Below are 17,596 nucleotides of genomic sequence, written 5' to 3' on the forward strand. Positions count from 1 at the left end.
TTATTTTTTAGATACAGTGGTCAAGCCACAGTATGACCTAGAGCACATTTTTCGATCTATGCAACAAAGCGAATGCCTAGGTACAATGACGCTTTAGTATGACAAGAATTTTAGTAATACTGTATCATATTGGTATTAATAGCACCGGCAAGTTCTGCTCTATCACTGTAGAATATTATCAACAATAAGAGCAATTATGTCTGCTGTTCCTTCTACTAAACCTTCCACAGTTTCACAAGCTACATATCCTACAGTTAGCCCTACTTTTACTGTATTTTTACACATTCGATAGAATCAGACGGCAAAATTAAAATTGCTCCGACAGTCAAAGCCCTAATAAGAACCGGAAGTGTTATAGTAAGCAATACTCTCAAGACCAGCTACCATTGCTTGAACATTAGCACTGCTTACATCAGAAGCAAGGTCGAACCTACAAATTTTGTACCGTTCATCACTATTATTAGTAACATATATTATTGCTGAGTTAGCATATGTTGTGCAATCTGCTTCATCTTTGTTAACATTTTGTAAATAAATTGCAGCACTATCAAAATAGCTAGATGTTTTTTTGAGGTTTGTAATCCCGTATAGTTTTTTGAAACCATTTCCTCTTAAAATTAAATTGTGACACAAATTAAATGTTAGATTATGTTAATGGATATTATTAATAAATGATTAGGAAATTAATAATATATTAAAGTGGAGTAATATTTAGTCATTAAAAAACTTTTTAATTTTTTGCTTATCTTCTTTAGCTAGATTAGGCTTGAATCTGTATATATATCAGCACTGTCAGGTCTAAATTTAAACTCACCTTATAGTGGTTTTGATTATAATAATCTGATCAGGATCATTACCTATCAGGAAAGCCATAACGTACGACTATATCACCATTTTACAAACCTGCTTTATTAAGTGTTACTATTTGTGTCAATATTCTTTATTGTATCATTATTGACTAAAGCATCTCGATTAAAACCACGATCATATACGCCCATTTTTACTTTCTCAATCGGCAGAACTTGAGAGCTATGTCAGTTAGATCTATAGTTTTGCTTTATTCTATATATTTGTTTATTGCTTTATCTATCGCTTTTGGAACATAATTTTTAACTATTTTTTTTAAATAATTTCTTGAAAATTCTTGCTTTTTTGAGGTTATAAATAAATCAAGCATAATATTATCTAACAATTTACTCTTATTACTATCTTTAATGAGATTATCTAAATAAAGTATAAAAACAAACCCACGATAATAAGGTAATTTCTTTATACCATGATCTTTACAAAAAGTACTTTTAAAGTAGAGTGATATAACGATATTTATCTAAACCTTTTGGAATAAAGGCAGTAAAACTATTTGTTAAACCTGTTCTGCCCATATGCTGAGAGTTATCACCCTCAATTAAACTTATTAGGTAATAAGAAAAATCATTATCACTAAAAAATACCCGCTATCCTTTTTAATAATTTTATTAAGAGAATAGATAATTTCCTTATCCGTTAAATCAAACTAACCTTGCAAAAAAAGATATACCGGATTTTTCTTATAAACAATTTTGTACCCTGCTACATACAAAGTACTAAATAGCTCTTCCTTTTGAACTTTAAATTTAAAGGATTTACTGATACCATAATCTGATATTGCTTTCCAGCTATCAGAAATATTATTCCATTCAATATTAAACTCCATTTTATCATTAATACCTTCGTGGTAAGGTAAAAAGCCTATAACCCGGTACATGCATTATGTCTAATGATTGTTTCGCAGACGTTTGAACGATTGCAAGTTTTTTGGTATATCTCATAACTTAAACAAATAATATTGATTTTTCCTGTATTTAAAATAGTTTGATTCCCATTGCGATTTCTAAACTGTAACTATCCAATCGGATATTCAAGCTTAACATTATTCATAATATGAAGCACTTGCCCATGCATAAGGTAAATCTAAAATAACTTCACCATCCATAACACTGATTATTTCTATTTCAACTTTTTGAATGATTACCCGTTATAAATATCCCTGTATAAAAAATATTGTCCCGAATTATAAGCTACCAATGCTTTACTATCAGAAAACTCTATACCAAGTTCTTTTAATCCTTTATATCACCAATCTTACATAGAAAGCATACCAAATTCTCCGGTATTCATCTGTGTAAGATCATAAACTCGATAATTTGCTTTTAGATCATTTAAAACTTCTACCTACTCTTCATTAATTAATATTACATTTCGCTGTAGGCTCCAATTACTAACAATTTCTTCATAATTATCATAATTACTTTTACTTTCCTTAATTCTATCAATCAGTTGATTATAAGGTACTGCTCTAAAAGTTTTTGATTTAGGGGATAATATATCGTCTATATCAAGAAATATTAAAGTATTAGAAGATGCATTTTTTATTATTAAATCATTAACTTTTAATGCACTATCAGCAGTTGCACAATTTTTATAAGGTTTTTACTTTATATTACTAAAATCAATACCAAGCTCATCAGCCAAAATAATTATTAATTCAAGCCCTGCTCTATTTCTCCATTTTCCTTGTTCATAAAAAAAGTGATAAGGACCACTAACCGGCGACGATAACCAAATTTCTTTAGCTGCACTTTGTTTATTTATTACATATATACCTTTATCAGTATCAAGATTTAATATATCACCTTGTAAATCTACGTCTATACTCGCTTCTTTATCTTGCTCTTCTATCTTTTCTACTATATATGCAATTGTTGTTTCGGCTATTTTACTAAATTCGGCGTTATTCATAATATTCATAATCAGTATATATATCATTTGTCATGGTCAATTTCCGGCTCAGGCATTTTCATCAAACTTTTTCGATAACTTTCAACAAATCTATTATGATCATTAAGGTTATTGGAAAAATTATGCCTTCCTTTACCGCCAACTACAAAGAACAAGGCATCTGTTTTAGCAGGTTTTACTACTGCTTCTAAAGATTTTAATGAAGGACACGAAATCGGACCCGGCGGTAAACCTTTAATATAGTAAGTATTATATGGCAGTTCTTGCAATAAATCTTTTTTTGTTAAAGCTCTTGCTAATTTAAATTTTCCCTTAGTCAAAGCATATATAGTAGTCGGATCAGCTTGTAGCTTCATATTTTTCTTTAAACGATTAATGAATACTGCTGCTATAATAGGCTTTTCTGCATTTGAGCCGGCTTCTTTTTCCACTATAGAAGCTAGAGTTAATACCTCAAGTCTAGTTTTTAATGGAGAATCCGGTGGAAGATTTTGCATTACCTTATCTAAATTAGCAGACATTAAATTTCTCATTTGATCGATTATGTGTTCTTTTTGATCTCCATAAGAAAAAAAATACGTTGCAGGCATTAAAAAACCTTCCGGTATTATACCTTTTATTTCTCCAAGTAATCGACTTTCTTCATTAATTTTCTTTATAACCTCACTAACGACCGTACCTTCCGGCACAATTATCTTGTGTATTATAGATTGACCGCTTGCTAATATTCTTAAAGTTTGCAAAGGTGATATATTACGTGTAAACACATATTCACCACTTTTAAGAGGGTTTTTTATAGAATAAATTTTAGCAATTACTGTAAAAATTCTTGGATATTTAATTACCTCATTAAGATACAGTTTTGTAACTATTTGATTTATAGATAATTTAGGTTCAATAATTATCGTTTTATTTTGAGTAAGATTACCAGGCACAAAAAGATAAAATATACTAAAATTTAGTAAAGTAATAAATACAATTAGAGATACTATAACTAAAAAAAGTTTAGTTTTTAATAGATCTTTTAACATAACGACTATATTTTTTATACCACGAAATATGGTTTTTTCTTGACATTTGAAATAACATATAGTAAAGCTAACTTAAAGTCTGGTTGAAGTTAAATAGTTTTTGCTAAATAAATCAATTTTAATATTTAGTAATTAAAATATTAAAACTAGATAACCAATGGAGCAACAAAATTAATAACGCAAACCAATTTACTATAATAATAGTATACTACTATGAAATGAAAAGTTGAAATTTTTATTACAAACAAAAAATATAATTCATAGTTCATATTACTATACCGGCGTTAATACTGTATAATGTGCATTATATTATGATACAAGATCACAATACCCATCTCAAACACGAAGAGCATACTGAAAGGTTAAAAGCTTTACAAAATAAGTTAGGATACTTATCCGGTTTCTTGACAACAATGCGTTCTGATAACAATGAGGACTACAAAAAAATTTCCAATGATTTAAAAACTTTAATGAAACAAATTAATACTATAAGAAAAAACATGGAAATATATTTTATTATTATATTAATATTAATGTTTATTATAATTAAAAAAATGTTATGGACTAATGGTTTAAGTACTAAACTTTCTCTTTTTACAACTTTATTTTAGGTTCTAAGAACTCCTGTTTAATAATTTCTGCAGCTATATAAGAAGGTAATTGATTTGATTTAAATCTTAATTTTTGTAAGATTTTTTGGCTTTCTATTACCTGTTTATAAGCTTTTTTAGAACTAAACAATAACTCTTGAAGCTTATTACTAATAAGAGTAGCACGACAATTATGTTGTATAAATTCTGGAATTATTTCGCTACCGGCTATAATATTTATCAACGTAACATATTTTATTTTTATTAATGCTCTAATAATAAGAAAACTTAAAATATTAACCTTATATGCTACAATCATAGGGGTACCAGAAGCAGCTATTTCTAAAGTATTAGTACCGGATTTTGCTAGAGCCAAATCAGAGAGAGCATACGTTTTAAGTCTTTCACTTGAAAACAAATAATTAAACTTAACATTTTCTAAAAATGGTTTTATTATTACCTCATTAGCAGGATTTACAAGAGTAAATATCACTTTAAGATTCTTACAACTCTCAAATATTTCTTCTATTGAAGCAATAAAAACCGGTAAATGCCTTAGAATCTCTCCTCTTCTACTGCCAAGAGTAACACATAGAACTTTTTCATTCTCATCTATTTTAAACTCTTTACGTAAAGCTATTTTATCACTATAAAACTCTTGCTCCATAATCGGATGACCTATATATCTACAATCAAGCCCTACTTTAGTAAAATATGGAGATTCAAACGGTAATACAGCAAATAAACAATCATAAATTTTAGCGTATTTTATTGCTCTACCCTCTTTATATGCCCATACTGACGGAGCAACTATATGAATCATTTTCAGCTTTGGTAAAAGTTTTCTTACCTGCTTTGCAACACGATAAGTAAACCCGGGTGAATCTATGGTAATCAACAAATCAGCTTTACTATTTATTATATCCTCCACAGTTTTATCAATTAATTTCTTAAGCTTTAAAATATGAGGTAAAATTTCTACAAAACCTATTAAATTTATTGCAGATATAGGAAATAAGCTTTTAAAGCTACCGGCTTCTTCCATATATTTACTTCCAACACCAACAAACTGTACTCCTGTATTGTTTTTTAAATGCTGAATTATGCGTCCACCGATAAAATCTCCTGACATCTCACCAGCTATAAAGTAAATTTTTGCCATTGTGTTTAAGAATTCTAATTGTGAAGATAGTTATTTTTGAAGGTTTTCAATTTCTGCTTGTAATTGCTCTATTGCTTTTATAGATAATTCAGTAATCTCATGTATTTCTTCTATTGATCTTTTTTTAATTAATATCTTTTTTGCTATGTTTATACTTTGTATCACTTTCCCTTCTTTTTTACCTTCTTCTATGCTTCTTGCTATCCCTTGTTCTCTACCTTTTTCTTCTCAGTAGAAGCTATATAATCACGTTCTTTAAAGCTTTTATTAAATATACACTCGATAAGCTATATGCCTCTTAGACGTAACCTTAAGTATATTAAAGTCAATTTGCAACTTTCTTCATATAAGGTGATTTAAAATATTTCTTAACTTCAGAATGCTTTACTATAATACAACCCATTCATCTAACTCATTTCTTATAATATCATCAAATAATGGAACAGATATTATGCTCAAATATCCGCTATAACCTGTATCCTTAAGTATTGCTGAAATAAATCCTTCAACTATCTTGTAATCACCTTTATCCTTAAGCAAATATTTTATAGCATAATCAAAACTTATTAGTAGTACTCATATTTTTCTATCTAATCATATATTATTAAATTACATTTAACGGTAACTCAAAGCTTCCAGCAATATGCATGTTCAAGACCTTATCGGCATTCTCAAGATCAGCAATTGTACCTGCTACTCTAAGTATTTGATTATAAATAAGCCCGCATTGATAAACAAAATTTATTTTCATTCAGTAAATCTCTTCCTTCATCCACAGGCGGTATAGCGTATAATCTATTAATAACTGACAAACTGACCGCCTAATCTGTTATTTGTTTTAATATTATAACCCTCATATCTCTTATATTGAATCAAACGCATTGTCTTAACTCTTGCAGCTATATCCCTAGAATTTTCTTCAGAATTATAAGTAATGAGATCATATAAACATTAATACTAGATACTTCTATATGCAAATCCAATCTACCAATAATAGGCCCTGATACTTGCATTTGATAGTCGCTAACATATTTTGGATTTTATACATATCTTTATAAGAATCACCTAAATAACTGCATTTACAAGGATATTTTATATGGGCGTTTGATCTTGAGATTAGTTTCACCGTTTTCCATAGGCTGTCTTAATGCATCAATAACAATTTTCCGGCAATACTTGTAATCGTGCTGCATTCTAAAATTTCTTGTATAGACATTTTAGATAAAATACTTGGAATATAGCCAGCAAGACTTGATTTACTGGTTCCAGGAGGACCAAACATTAAAAGATTATACCATTTTGATGCTACAATTTCTAAAGCTCTTTTAGCAATTTTTTGACCTTTTATATCTTTAAAATCAGGATAATTTATCGACTTATCTTGCAGCTTAGCTTCTGGAGTAGTTAAAACTTGTGTGAGACATTTACTAGTCCAATGCAACAAGTATATTATCGTTACCCGACCAAGCAACTGCCGAGCTGTGTTTACTTGAACAAATAAGTCCTTTACCTCTAGCAAAAGCACTCGTTTACCGGCAAAGCTCTACTTACCGGTAAGATTGAACCTTCTAACTATAATTCTCCTATTATCAAATATTCCGATATTTCAAGCTCCGGTAAAATATTCATTGCGGTAAGTATTGAGGAGACAACTGCAAGATCGAAATGACTTCCATCCATTACTAAATCTGCCAGAGCTTATTAAAATCTTTTTATTAGGTAGTCCAAGGACTATATAGAAAATAATGTCTCTTTAACTCGTTCTTTACTCCATCTATAGTTTTATCACCCCTACTATAAAAAACAGGAGTACCAGGTGATATTTATACCTGTACGTTAACATCGATAATATCAATTCTATCAAACGTTAGACTAGCCATATGAATTAGCATGAAATTTTTCTTAAAATGCTATCCTGCAATCTTGTAAGTATTTTTGTATGACTCTCAAAGACTTCTAAGCATATCATAGCGTGGCTTGAACCACAGTATCCAGCAAAATAACTTATAATACTAATAATTTTAGTATTGTTCACTAGAACTCGTGGTCAAGCCACGTGGTAGCAGAGAAAAGAGCCATACAACAATCTTATCTCAATTATTAATCAAAAAAGCATATTATAAAATAAACTTAGCTAGGTCAAGATTAGTTATTATTTTTGATAATTGATTTTCTACGAATTGATCATCGATAGTTATTTTTTTGCCTTTCATTTCGCTAGCTTCAAAGCTTATATCCTCAAGCAAATTCTCAAGTATAGTATGCAGTCTTCTAGCCCCTATATCTTCAACTTCTAAATTAACGGTAATAGCATAATCCGCTATCTTCTCAATAGCAGAAGCAGTAAATTCAAGATGCACGTCTTCAGTACCTATTAACGCCGAATATTGCTTTATTAAACTAGTTTCAGGTTCAAGCAATATCTTAATCATATCATCTTTAGTTAACGAATTTAATTCTACTCTAATCGGTAACCTGCCTTGTAACTCTGGTAATAAATCAGAAGGTTTGGCAATATGAAAAGCACCGGAAGCAATAAATAATATATGATCGGTTTTAACCTGTCCATACTTAGTATTAACTGTCGTCCCTTCTATCAAAGGTAATAAATCTCTTTGCACTCCCTCTCTACTTATTTCGGCATTTTTTGCACCGGAACTAGGAGCAGAAGCTATTTTATCAATTTCATCAATAAAAACTATACCGTCATTTTCAGCTAAAGTGATAGCTTGCTGAATAATTTTTTCTTGGTCTATTAATTTTTCTAATTCCTCAGGTATAATAATAGCCATAGCCTCTTTAACTAGCATTTTTTTTGTTTTAGTCTTACTGCTGCCAAGCGCTCGTCCAATCATATCGCCAAGATTAAGCACACCCATTGATGATCCAGGCATGCCCGGTATTTCAAAACTTCCACCACCAATAGGTGCAGTATCAGCAACGCTAATTTCGATTTCCGTATCGTTAAGTTCACCGTTTAAGACTTTTTCTTTGAACTTTTCTCGAGTCTCACTACTAGAAGTTTTACCTACCAAACTATCTAATATCCTCTCTATTGCTTTTTCACGGGCATTAATATCTACTTCTGTTTTTGCTAAAGTTTTTTCAGTATTAACGGCTATTTCAACTAAATCACGAATTATTGATTCTACATCACGCCCTACATACCCAACTTCAGTAAATTTAGTTGCCTCTATCTTATAGAAAGGAGAATTAGTGAGCTTTGCAAGCCTTCTAGCTATTTCCGTTTTACCAACTCCGGTTGAACCGATCATTAAAATATTTTTCGGTACTATTTCATTACGCAAATTACCTTCTACTCTTTTACGACGACAACGATTTCTCAGTGCAATAGCAACAGCTTTTTTGGCCTTTTCTTGACCTACGATAAATCTATTAAGTTCATTAACTATTTGAGCAGGGGTAAGACCCATAGGGTCTTTTTTATAAGTAATTTTAGTAGCTTTCATACAACTTTTTCCATTATAATATTACGATTAGAAAATACACACAAATCTGCAGCTATATTCATAGATTTTAAAGCAATTTCTTCAGCAGTTAAATTATTCTCACAAGACATTAGGGCACGAGCAGCAGATAGTGCAAATAAACCGCCTGAACCGATTGCCGCAACATTATTTTCAGGTTCCACAACGTCACCGTTACCAGTTAAAATTAATATATGACTACGATCGGCAACAATCATCATTGCTTCAAGTCGTCGTAAATATTTATCGCTACGCCAATCTTTTGCAAGTTCAACTGCACTTCTAAGTAGATTATACGAATATTTCTCTATTTTTGCTTCAAGTTTTTCAAATAAAGCAAGCCCATCAGCCGTAGACCCTGCAAAACCGGCAATAATTTTATTGTTGGCTATAGTCCGTAGTTTCCTAGCACTAGACTTTAATATCGTATTACCATGAGAGACTTGTCCATCTGCTGCTATAATGATGTCTTCGTTCTTTTTTAAACAAAGTATTGTAGTGCCATGTAAGGCTAAATTGTCTGACATAATATAAAATTTATTGATATTAAGTTGTTAATTAAGTACTATATCCATAGTATTAGAATAAATTATATACTCCTGATAAAGGGATTAGTAGGTAAACGAGTATACTTGACTAATCCAACTTAATTAATTATTGTCCCTTGAATTTTCAAGACTTAAACTTAAATAATGCATATATACACAATATATATTAACTCTACACACAAAAATAATAATTTTATTGTTATTGAAGAAAGCTTTTCATGGACAGCTGCTCTTTTAAACATATTGTGGGCTTTATACCATAAAATGTGGTTAGTATTTGCTATTGCTACATTAGCAAATATAATTATTACAGCAATCAATATTGAAGAGTTAACGTTTACATTTAAGATAGTCGTAATATTAGGTTTCGGCTTTTTTGCTTCAGACATTAGAGAGAATTATTTAAAAAGAAATAATTACCGACTAGAAGATATTATAGTTGCAAATTCTAGCATTGAAGCTGAATTAAAATTTCTAAAACGTAATATACTCATTTAATAGGAGTGTTGTTATATGAATAGGAAAATGCCCTTAAATGTCATTCCTGCAAAAGCTAAAACCTATAAACAACTTATTTTTTGCTTTATTTTGTCAATTAATGTGTAATTTCTGTGCTAGTATTAAGGTTATTTTGGATTTCCCCCTGCAAGAGAATGACATTCGTCCATGCAATCAAGCCTTTAACAGGAGTAAATGATGTACAATAAAGAAAATGTTTTTGCTAAAATTATAGATAAAAACCTTCCGGCAGCAATAATTTACGAAGACGAACAAATTTTAGCATTTAAAGATATAGCACCTGTAGCACCTGTGCATATTATCGTTATACCTAAAAATGAATATATAGATTATGCTGATTTTATCTCTAAAGCTTCCATAGATGAAATAAAACATTTTTTTGCTAAAATTTCTGATATAGCAAATGAAGCAGGTTTAGATAAAGACGGTTATCGTTTAATAACTAACAAAGGGGAGAAATCAGGACAAACTATTTTTCATTTTCACTTTCATATTATCGGCGGCAAAAAACTCATCGGATTAATAAATAAAAATGACTAAAAAATACAATATTGCAGTAATTGGAGCTACAGGAAATGTAGGGCGTGAAACTCTAAATATTCTAGCTGAGCGTAATGTCCCCATTAATAAAATTCATGCTATAGCTTCAGATAGCTCTCTTGGACAGGAAGTAAGTTTTGGAGAAAAAATACTACAAGTTAATAGTCTAAAAAATTTAGATTTTCAAGGGTTAGATATTGCTTTTTTTTGTGCCAGTTCAGAAGTCGCAAAAGAATTTATACCGAAAGCTACTGCTAGTAATTGTGTAGTTATCGACAAATCTTCACTTTTTAGAGTTGACAATCAAGTACCATTAATTGTACCTGAAGTTAATTTAGCAACACTCAAAGAGTTTAATACTAAAAATATCATAGCTAACCCTAACTGTATCGTAATTCCGCTTGCAGTAGCATTAAAACCACTAGATAATGAAATAAAGATTAAAAGAGTAGTGATATCTACTTATCAATCGGTATCAGGAGCAGGTAAAGCAGGAATGGATGAACTATACAACCAAACGAAAGCTAAATATGTTTTTGGAGATAACGATCCTACAAAGTTTCCAAAACAGATTGCATTTAATCTATTTCCTCATATAGGCGATTTAAATAAAGATGGCTATACAAGTGAAGAAGCAAAAATTGCTTTTGAACTAAACAAAATTATAGGTGATCACTTTAAAGCTAGCGTTACTTCTGTCAGAGTACCGGTATTTATAGGTCATTCTATATCCGTGAATATAGAATTTAGCGACAAAATGGACGCTAACATCGCTGAAGAAATACTAGAAGATGCTGACGGTATTGTTACAATTTCTAATAATAACAACCTTGCTTATATCTCACCTGTTGAAGTGGTAGGTGAAGATGCAGTATATGTCTCACGCATTAGAAATGACGCAAGTAGACCTAATACGCTAAATTTATGGATCACATGTGATAACTTACGTAAAGGAGCCGCTTTAAACAGTGTCCAAATTGCTGAAGCACTAATTAATACTTATTTATAATAATAAAACTAATATGGATAATAAAAATAATAATTTAAATAAACAAACCCCGTTAGTAATAGCATTAAGCGAATGTAGAACAGCTTTTTGGATAGTCTTTTGGTTTGCTTTTGTAATTAACTTACTAATGTTAATTACTCCTCTTTACTCACTACAAGTGCTCGATAGAGTGCTTGGGAGCGGTAATCTACAAACATTATTATTTTTATCGATGATAATCGCATATATTTATTTTGTTTACGGATTACTACAAATTGCTCGTTCTTTTACACTTATAAAGGTAGGAGAATGGCTTGATAGAACAGTAGCCCCCGTGATTTTTGCTACTTCAATTTCTGCAGCTGCAACACGAGCAAATATGGGTTCTAGCCAATTATTACGTGATTTTCAATCCGTCAAAACATTCCTAACAAGTACTGGCATTAATACTTTATTCGATGCCCCATGGAGTCTCATCTATATTGCGGTTATTTTTTCAATTCATCCATATATCGGTCTTATTACCATTTTTGGTACAATTATCATAGTTTCAACCGCTTTCTTTAACGCAGTAGCTACTAATAAAATGCTCGGTGAAGCTACCGAATTTTCGATAAAAGGCATGACCCAAGCTGATATTGCAAACAGAAATGCAGAAGCAATTGAAGCAATGGGAATGATGAAGAATGTAACAAAAAATTGGCATAAATTTAATATATCAGCCCTTAATAAGCAATCGGTTGCTAGCTATCGTAACGGTGTTATTTCTAACTTTTCAAGGTTTATCCGTAACATAATGCAAATGGCTGTTACCGGTGTCGGTGCTTACATTGTTGTAAAATCTCACAGTGCAGATATGACTCCCGGTAATATGATTATGAGTTCTATTATAGTTGGTAGAGCTCTTGCTCCTTTCGATAATGCTATTGAGTTATGGAAAAGCATGAGCGGTGCTATCAAATCATATAAAAATATTAATAATTTATTTAATACTTATACTTCTAGAAATGCAGCAATGCCAATTCCGAACGTTGAGGGCCATCTTACCGTTGAAAATGTTTATTATGCTCACCCTATACCAAAATATTTACCTCAACCTCCTGTACCGAAATATATCTTAAAAGGCATTAGTTTTGCAGTACAATCAGGCGAAATTTTAGCTATTATTGGTCCTTCAGCTACAGGAAAATCAACTTTAGCTAAAATCATAGTCGGGGTATGGAAAGAGTCATCAGGTTCCGTACGTTTAGATAGTGCTGAAATTTATCGTTGGAATAGAGAAGATTTTGGTAGACATGTTGGCTATCTGCCTCAAGGAATAGAACTTTTTAGCGGTAGTATTAAACAAAATATAGCTAGAATGGAAGAAAATGCCGATCCACAAAAAGTTATTGAAGCAGCTAAAATAGCTGGTGCTCATGAGATGATATTAAGATTTCCCGATGGTTATGATTCTGATATCGGTCCCGCAGGCTCTAATCTATCAGGCGGACAGAGACAGCGTATCGGACTTGCTAGAGCTTTTTACGGAAACCCAAAACTCATCATTTTAGATGAGCCTAACGCTAATTTAGATGAGGCAGGTGAAGTTGCGCTTGCAAATGCCTTAAAACAAGCAAAACTTAAAGGAATAACAGTTCTTGTAATTTCACATAGACCTTCCGTATTATCCGTTGTTGATAAAATTCTAATATTACAGGATGGAGCCGTTGCAGTTTACGGAACAGAAGAAGAGATTCAAAAACACTTTAAAGCTTTAAAAAGCGGTACAATTCATATTAATGCCGACCAATAATGTCATATCATGGTTTGACCCTATGTTGTACAAACACGTTCAATGATGTCATTCCTGCTTCCGCATGCATGACATCACAAGCAACGCTGACAAACACTGACTAAATTATAATAACGACTAAATTTTATGCAGGATTTAAAACATAATCAACCTCAAATTACTCCAGAACAATTAAAACAATTATTATCTTTAAAAGAAGATGCGTTAAGCCTTAAAGGTCAAAGCTCTAAATGTAAAACTTTAATAAACACTACATTAAAGAAAACTTCTAATGCTATAGAATTTCTATTAGTAAAACTTGATAGGTTTGTTAATTTTATTACAAAGACAATCGATAAAGATCGTAATAACGTAGTACAAACTGCAAGATCACCTATACTTTTCGGTATTTATGTTATTATCTTTTTAGTATTGATAGGCGGATTATGGGCGGCTCTTGCACCTCTTGATAGCGGTGCCGTAGCTATCGGTATAGTAATACCAAGCACAAATAAAAAAATAATCCAACATCATGAAGGCGGAATAATTAACAATATTTACGTCAAGCAAGGTGATAAAGTCAAAGAAGGCGATAAGTTAATAGAGCTTGAAGAAACTAGAATAAAAAGTGAGCATGAAAATATTCTTGGTCAGTACCGTCATTTTTTAGCAACTGAAAATCGTTTAATTGCCGAACGTGATAATTTAGAACAAATTGAATTTTCTGATTTTCTAATGCAAGATATAAACTTGCCGGAAGTAGCTAAAATAATTCATACCCAGGAAAATTTATTTAGATCTAGAAAAGAAATATATAACTCAGAGAAAGATGCATTATATCAACGTATTGCTCAACTCGAGAAAAAAATTGAAGGTTTAGAAGCAAAAAAAGTTGCAGCTACTAAAACAACTGAAGTTTATCAAGACCGTTTAAAAGCTTTAAGAACGCTAAAAGAAAAAGGCTTTGTACAAAAAGCAGCCTTATTAGACCAAGAGGCAAAAGTTGCAGCTTCAAAAAGCGAGATTGCAACAACTGAAGCCGAAATAGCAGGAACACGTCATACTATTACTGAAAGCCAAATTAGTATTATAAACCTACAAAATAAATATACTGAAAAAACTTTAACAGAGCTTCGTGATGCACAAGTACAAACCGCAAGCCTTAAAGAAAAATATAATGCCCTGACGGATTCGCTGAATCGTGTGATAATCAGATCACCTGTTGACGGTGTAGTTAATAATTTAAAATATCACACAATTGGCGGTGTTATAGGTCATGGACAAACTATTATGGAAATTTCACCGATTAATGATCCATTAATAATAGAAGCAAAGGTATCTCAAAAAAATATTGATTCAGTACATGAGGGATTAGTTGCAAAAATACGTTTCAGTGCATTTAAATCAAGAACAACTCCAACATTTACCGGTAAAGTGGTTAGTATATCCCCTGATATAGTACAAGATGAAAGACAGCATCCGGGGCAACAACAAGATAATTATTATGTTGCAAGAATTGAAATCGATATGGATAAATTTAACAAAGTTGCTAAAGTTAAAAATCTTGCACTACACCCCGGTATGCAAGCTGAAGTACAAATCGTAACAGGTACAAGAACACTACTTAGATATTTACTTGATCCCGTTACCGATACGGCATTTAAAGCTTTCAGAGAAAAATAGATAATTTGAAAATTTCATCCAATAGTAATATATTAAGAATTTTTAATGAATATTATCATTAAAATTTCTTAATAATTTATTGACTTTTAACCAACAAAGTGTAACGCTTATTGTACAATACTAATTATATAAATGCTATGTTAGGCTATGAACAAGAACAAAGAAGTTTAAATAAAGAACAAAAACAAGCTGTTGGATTACTGTCTATAGGTACATTTCTAGAGTATTTTGATCTTATGCTTTATGTACATATGGCCATCCTTTTAAATAATTTATTTTTTCCGGAATATGATCCTTTCACTTTTTCATTGCTTACTGCCTTTTCTTTCTGTTCTACCTATTTGCTAAGACCTATAGGAGCATTAATATTTGGGTATATAGGCGATCATTTTGGACGTAAGATTGTAGTTGTTTTAACTACCTTATTAATGGCTATTACTTGTGTGATTATAGGTAGTATGCTAACATATGCACAGATAGGTATAACAGCCTCTTGGGTTCTTACTATATGTCGTATAATTCAAGGTATGTCGGCAACTGCAGAAGCACGAGGTGCAGAGTTATATTTAACCGAAAATTCAGCTCCTCCTATACAATATCCATTAGTAGCAATTATAACGGTATTTTCTGCCATAGGCACCACTGTAGCACTAGGTATTGCATCAATTTTTACTAATCAAAATATTTATCAACATGAATCAAGTTGGCGTATAGCCTTTTTCGTTGGGGCAACTATCGCTTTTGTCGGTACTATTGCAAGGACTAGTTTAAAAGAAGCAGATGCATTTTCAAATAAAAGAAATAAATTAAAACTAAGACTTCAAGAAAATAATATTATGCTTGAAGAAATTGACACAGATATTCTAGATCCAAAAGTTCCGAACGCCACTTCTATTTGGTATTTCTTTATCCAGTGTGCTAGACCTCCGTGTTTTTATTTTGTGTATATATATTGCGGTGATATATTAAAAAGAGAATGCGGATTTACTCCAAATCAAATTATAAATCAAAATTTTTGGGTATCTATAGTAGATTTACTCGGTATTATCAGTCTTGCATTCATTAGCTATAAAATCCATCCTTTAAAAATATTAAAAATAAAATTATATCTATTTTTTACCTCTCTCATTTTTTTCCCTATAATGTTAAATTATAATCCTACCCCTTTATATATTTTTATTTTTCAATGTTTAGCTGCATTATTCGTATTTGATCACGTACCAGCAGCTCCTATATTTTATAAATATTTTCCAGTTTTTAAGAGATTTACATATACTAGCATGCTAAGTGCAATAGCAAAATTATTTACTTATATTATAACGTCATTTGGTTTAGTTTATATTACTAATTATTTAGGATACTGGGGATTGTTTTTAATTTTCATACCGGTAGGTATAACTTTCTTCATGGGAGTAACTTATTTTGAGAAAATGGAAAAGCATCGAAGTTTATAAGTTTATGAAAAGCAGAGTTTATATTAAACTTTAAATTATTTTTATAACATTCAGCATACATAAGCTCTGAAACTAAAGATATTTCAAGCATTTCACTTAAAACTAGGAAGCTTTTTAATGTCTCTTTAATTATTTTATGAGCTTTTTCAGGCGATTGAGCTCCTAAAGTTTGTAAATTATGTATTCGATCGAAAAGTTTTATAAGAGCAGTATCATATCTTTTTTGTTTAATTAATAAATTAAGATTTTTTGCTGCACTAATTTTTCCACAAGGTTTTATTCTAGTTAGACCTTCTACATGCCTTGCTACTTCTTCATCAAAAATATTGCTAATCATTTCTTCAGTCAGTTCAGTATCTTCAATAGTGTCATGAAGTAATGCAGCTTGTAGCATTCTAAAAGTAAAGAGTTTAGGAACTTCTTTTGCTACAAATTCTGCTACCATAATTGTTACTGCGATTGGATGAGAATAATAAGGGTCACCCGATTGACGCATTTGCTCCCCATGATATTTACGAGCATAATAAATACCTTTTTTAACTTCTCTAATATCAACAGGTTGTTTTACTTGGGTATTTAAAAATAAAAGCCTTTCAATTAATTTATCTGAATACTTACAGCTTACAAAATTTTTTTCCCAAAACTCTATATCTTTCATAAAATCTTCCAATGCTATATTTATTTTATTGGTCTTTCTTATGATTATCTTTTATGTTTTCTTTTTTCTATTTTTAATGTTAAATAATAATTATATATTAAAAATAGTTTTTTACAAAAGGTTTTTGCTATCCTTAACTATCCCTATATTTTTCCAACAATCTGAATATCTTTATTTTGTCGTGATAAAAGACCTACATATTTAGGCATAAGCATTATACGATTTTCACAGCTTGTTATCAAGGTATGTTATCAAGGTATAATAAATATTATAGGGGTTTCTGCTATTACTTATGTCCTATTTTAATTTGCAACTAAATAAGATAATAAAAACATTATAATTTATATTAATCTCGTTAGGTTTTACTATATTTGCCTTTCATA

General features: G+C 30.8%; 20 protein-coding genes. 7 read left to right on the forward strand and 13 right to left on the reverse strand.

Features of this window, described 5'->3' with window-relative positions; translation table 11 throughout:
• Nucleotides 1-162 precede the first annotated feature (162 nt).
• The 6 genes from A1E_RS07170 to mltG form a co-directional block, all read right to left on the reverse strand.
• Complete coding sequence (locus A1E_RS07170; RefSeq protein ID WP_012148897.1) at nt 163-285, reverse strand: hypothetical protein; 123 nt, start codon at nt 283-285, stop codon at nt 163-165.
• Nucleotides 286-333: 48 nt separating this feature from the next.
• The gene (locus A1E_RS03455) at nt 334-633 is read right to left on the reverse strand and encodes a hypothetical protein (protein WP_012148898.1); all 300 of its coding nucleotides are present in this window, start codon (nt 631-633) and stop codon (nt 334-336) included.
• Between the two features lie 424 nt (nt 634-1,057).
• A complete protein-coding gene (locus A1E_RS07175) occupies nt 1,058-1,192 on the reverse strand; it encodes a hypothetical protein (RefSeq protein WP_012148899.1) in 135 nt (44 codons plus the stop codon).
• A 321-nt stretch (nt 1,193-1,513) separates the two neighbouring features.
• Entirely contained in the window at nt 1,514-1,744 is a 231-nt protein-coding gene (locus A1E_RS06910) for a hypothetical protein (RefSeq protein ID WP_012148900.1), read from the reverse strand.
• A gap of 725 nt (nt 1,745-2,469) precedes the next feature.
• Nucleotides 2,470-2,778 carry an iron donor protein CyaY gene (gene cyaY / locus A1E_RS03470; RefSeq protein ID WP_041405286.1) on the reverse strand — a complete coding sequence of 103 codons (309 nt, stop codon included), beginning with the start codon at nt 2,776-2,778 and terminating at the stop codon, nt 2,470-2,472.
• Nucleotides 2,779-2,801: 23 nt separating this feature from the next.
• Nucleotides 2,802-3,809, reverse strand: a complete 1,008-nt coding sequence (gene mltG / locus A1E_RS03475) for an endolytic transglycosylase MltG (RefSeq protein WP_012148902.1) — start codon at nt 3,807-3,809, stop codon at nt 2,802-2,804.
• Nucleotides 3,810-4,120: 311 nt separating this feature from the next.
• Here mltG and A1E_RS03480 point away from each other — a divergent pair, with 311 nt between their 5' ends.
• The gene (locus A1E_RS03480) at nt 4,121-4,420 is read left to right on the forward strand and encodes a hypothetical protein (protein WP_012148903.1); all 300 of its coding nucleotides are present in this window, start codon (nt 4,121-4,123) and stop codon (nt 4,418-4,420) included.
• On the opposite strand, the gene lpxB is transcribed toward A1E_RS03480, so the two are convergent.
• The 6 genes from lpxB to hslV all read right to left on the reverse strand — a co-directional run bounded on the left by lpxB (nt 4,404) and on the right by hslV (nt 9,576).
• Nucleotides 4,404-5,561, reverse strand: coding sequence for a lipid-A-disaccharide synthase (lpxB, locus tag A1E_RS03485; RefSeq protein WP_012148904.1), 1,158 nt, complete (start codon nt 5,559-5,561; stop codon nt 4,404-4,406). The genes A1E_RS03480 and lpxB overlap by 17 nt on opposite strands.
• A 30-nt stretch (nt 5,562-5,591) precedes the next feature.
• Nucleotides 5,592-5,726, reverse strand: a complete 135-nt coding sequence (locus tag A1E_RS03490; RefSeq protein WP_012148905.1) for a hypothetical protein — start codon at nt 5,724-5,726, stop codon at nt 5,592-5,594.
• Nucleotides 5,727-6,165: 439 nt separating this feature from the next.
• The gene (locus tag A1E_RS06915; protein WP_012148907.1) at nt 6,166-6,312 is read right to left on the reverse strand and encodes a magnesium chelatase subunit ChlI family protein; all 147 of its coding nucleotides are present in this window, start codon (nt 6,310-6,312) and stop codon (nt 6,166-6,168) included.
• 393 nt (nt 6,313-6,705) lie between these two features.
• Complete coding sequence (locus A1E_RS03495; RefSeq protein WP_231259261.1) at nt 6,706-7,080, reverse strand: ATP-binding protein; 375 nt, start codon at nt 7,078-7,080, stop codon at nt 6,706-6,708.
• A gap of 598 nt (nt 7,081-7,678) precedes the next feature.
• Nucleotides 7,679-9,031 carry an ATP-dependent protease ATPase subunit HslU gene (gene hslU / locus A1E_RS03505; protein ID WP_012148910.1) on the reverse strand — a complete coding sequence of 451 codons (1,353 nt, stop codon included), beginning with the start codon at nt 9,029-9,031 and terminating at the stop codon, nt 7,679-7,681.
• Entirely contained in the window at nt 9,028-9,576 is a 549-nt protein-coding gene (hslV, locus tag A1E_RS03510; RefSeq protein ID WP_012148911.1) for an ATP-dependent protease subunit HslV, read from the reverse strand. Before hslV ends, hslU begins: the two co-directional genes overlap by 4 nt.
• 165 nt (nt 9,577-9,741) lie before the next feature.
• Here hslV and A1E_RS03515 point away from each other — a divergent pair, with 165 nt between their 5' ends.
• The 6 genes from A1E_RS03515 (at nt 9,742) to A1E_RS03540 (ending at nt 16,555) form a co-directional block, all read left to right on the forward strand.
• On the forward strand, nt 9,742-10,095 hold the full coding sequence (locus A1E_RS03515) for a DUF2628 domain-containing protein (RefSeq protein ID WP_012148912.1): 354 nt from the start codon (nt 9,742-9,744) through the stop codon (nt 10,093-10,095).
• 198 nt (nt 10,096-10,293) lie between these two features.
• Entirely contained in the window at nt 10,294-10,656 is a 363-nt protein-coding gene (locus tag A1E_RS03520; protein ID WP_012148913.1) for an HIT domain-containing protein, read from the forward strand.
• A complete protein-coding gene (gene asd, locus A1E_RS03525) occupies nt 10,649-11,665 on the forward strand; it encodes an aspartate-semialdehyde dehydrogenase (RefSeq protein ID WP_012148914.1) in 1,017 nt (338 codons plus the stop codon). Before A1E_RS03520 ends, asd begins: the two co-directional genes overlap by 8 nt.
• A 13-nt stretch (nt 11,666-11,678) precedes the next feature.
• Nucleotides 11,679-13,439 carry a type I secretion system permease/ATPase gene (locus A1E_RS03530; protein WP_012148915.1) on the forward strand — a complete coding sequence of 587 codons (1,761 nt, stop codon included), beginning with the start codon at nt 11,679-11,681 and terminating at the stop codon, nt 13,437-13,439.
• 126 nt (nt 13,440-13,565) lie between these two features.
• Nucleotides 13,566-15,101 (forward strand): HlyD family type I secretion periplasmic adaptor subunit, encoded by a 1,536-nt coding sequence (locus A1E_RS03535; RefSeq protein ID WP_012148916.1) that lies wholly within the window; start codon nt 13,566-13,568, stop codon nt 15,099-15,101.
• A gap of 137 nt (nt 15,102-15,238) precedes the next feature.
• Nucleotides 15,239-16,555 (forward strand): MFS transporter, encoded by a 1,317-nt coding sequence (locus A1E_RS03540; protein WP_012148917.1) that lies wholly within the window; start codon nt 15,239-15,241, stop codon nt 16,553-16,555.
• Here A1E_RS03540 and A1E_RS03545 read toward each other — a convergent pair.
• Nucleotides 16,506-17,213, reverse strand: a complete 708-nt coding sequence (locus tag A1E_RS03545) for an HD domain-containing protein (RefSeq protein WP_012148918.1) — start codon at nt 17,211-17,213, stop codon at nt 16,506-16,508. The genes A1E_RS03540 and A1E_RS03545 overlap by 50 nt on opposite strands.
• Between the last annotated feature and the right edge of the window lie 383 nt (nt 17,214-17,596).

It is taken from the genome of Rickettsia canadensis str. McKiel (assembly GCF_000014345.1).
In the GTDB taxonomy this organism is placed as follows: Bacteria; Pseudomonadota; Alphaproteobacteria; order Rickettsiales; family Rickettsiaceae; genus Rickettsia; species Rickettsia canadensis.

Coding starts and splice junctions, on each gene's coding strand:
- A1E_RS07170 (WP_012148897.1), bottom strand. CDS start 285: ATGTGTAAAAATACAGTAAAAGTAGGGCTAACTGTAGGATATGTAGCT.
- A1E_RS06910 (WP_012148900.1), bottom strand. CDS start 1,744: ATGTACCGGGTTATAGGCTTTTTACCTTACCACGAAGGTATTAATGAT.
- cyaY (WP_041405286.1), bottom strand. CDS start 2,778: ATGAATAACGCCGAATTTAGTAAAATAGCCGAAACAACAATTGCATAT.
- mltG (WP_012148902.1), bottom strand. CDS start 3,809: ATGTTAAAAGATCTATTAAAAACTAAACTTTTTTTAGTTATAGTATCT.
- A1E_RS03480 (WP_012148903.1), top strand. CDS start 4,121: ATGATACAAGATCACAATACCCATCTCAAACACGAAGAGCATACTGAA.
- lpxB (WP_012148904.1), bottom strand. CDS start 5,561: ATGGCAAAAATTTACTTTATAGCTGGTGAGATGTCAGGAGATTTTATC.
- A1E_RS06915 (WP_012148907.1), bottom strand. CDS start 6,312: ATGAAAATAAATTTTGTTTATCAATGCGGGCTTATTTATAATCAAATA.
- hslU (WP_012148910.1), bottom strand. CDS start 9,031: ATGAAAGCTACTAAAATTACTTATAAAAAAGACCCTATGGGTCTTACC.
- hslV (WP_012148911.1), bottom strand. CDS start 9,576: ATGTCAGACAATTTAGCCTTACATGGCACTACAATACTTTGTTTAAAA.
- A1E_RS03515 (WP_012148912.1), top strand. CDS start 9,742: ATGCATATATACACAATATATATTAACTCTACACACAAAAATAATAAT.
- A1E_RS03520 (WP_012148913.1), top strand. CDS start 10,294: ATGTACAATAAAGAAAATGTTTTTGCTAAAATTATAGATAAAAACCTT.
- asd (WP_012148914.1), top strand. CDS start 10,649: ATGACTAAAAAATACAATATTGCAGTAATTGGAGCTACAGGAAATGTA.
- A1E_RS03530 (WP_012148915.1), top strand. CDS start 11,679: ATGGATAATAAAAATAATAATTTAAATAAACAAACCCCGTTAGTAATA.
- A1E_RS03535 (WP_012148916.1), top strand. CDS start 13,566: ATGCAGGATTTAAAACATAATCAACCTCAAATTACTCCAGAACAATTA.
- A1E_RS03540 (WP_012148917.1), top strand. CDS start 15,239: ATGTTAGGCTATGAACAAGAACAAAGAAGTTTAAATAAAGAACAAAAA.
- A1E_RS03545 (WP_012148918.1), bottom strand. CDS start 17,213: ATGAAAGATATAGAGTTTTGGGAAAAAAATTTTGTAAGCTGTAAGTAT.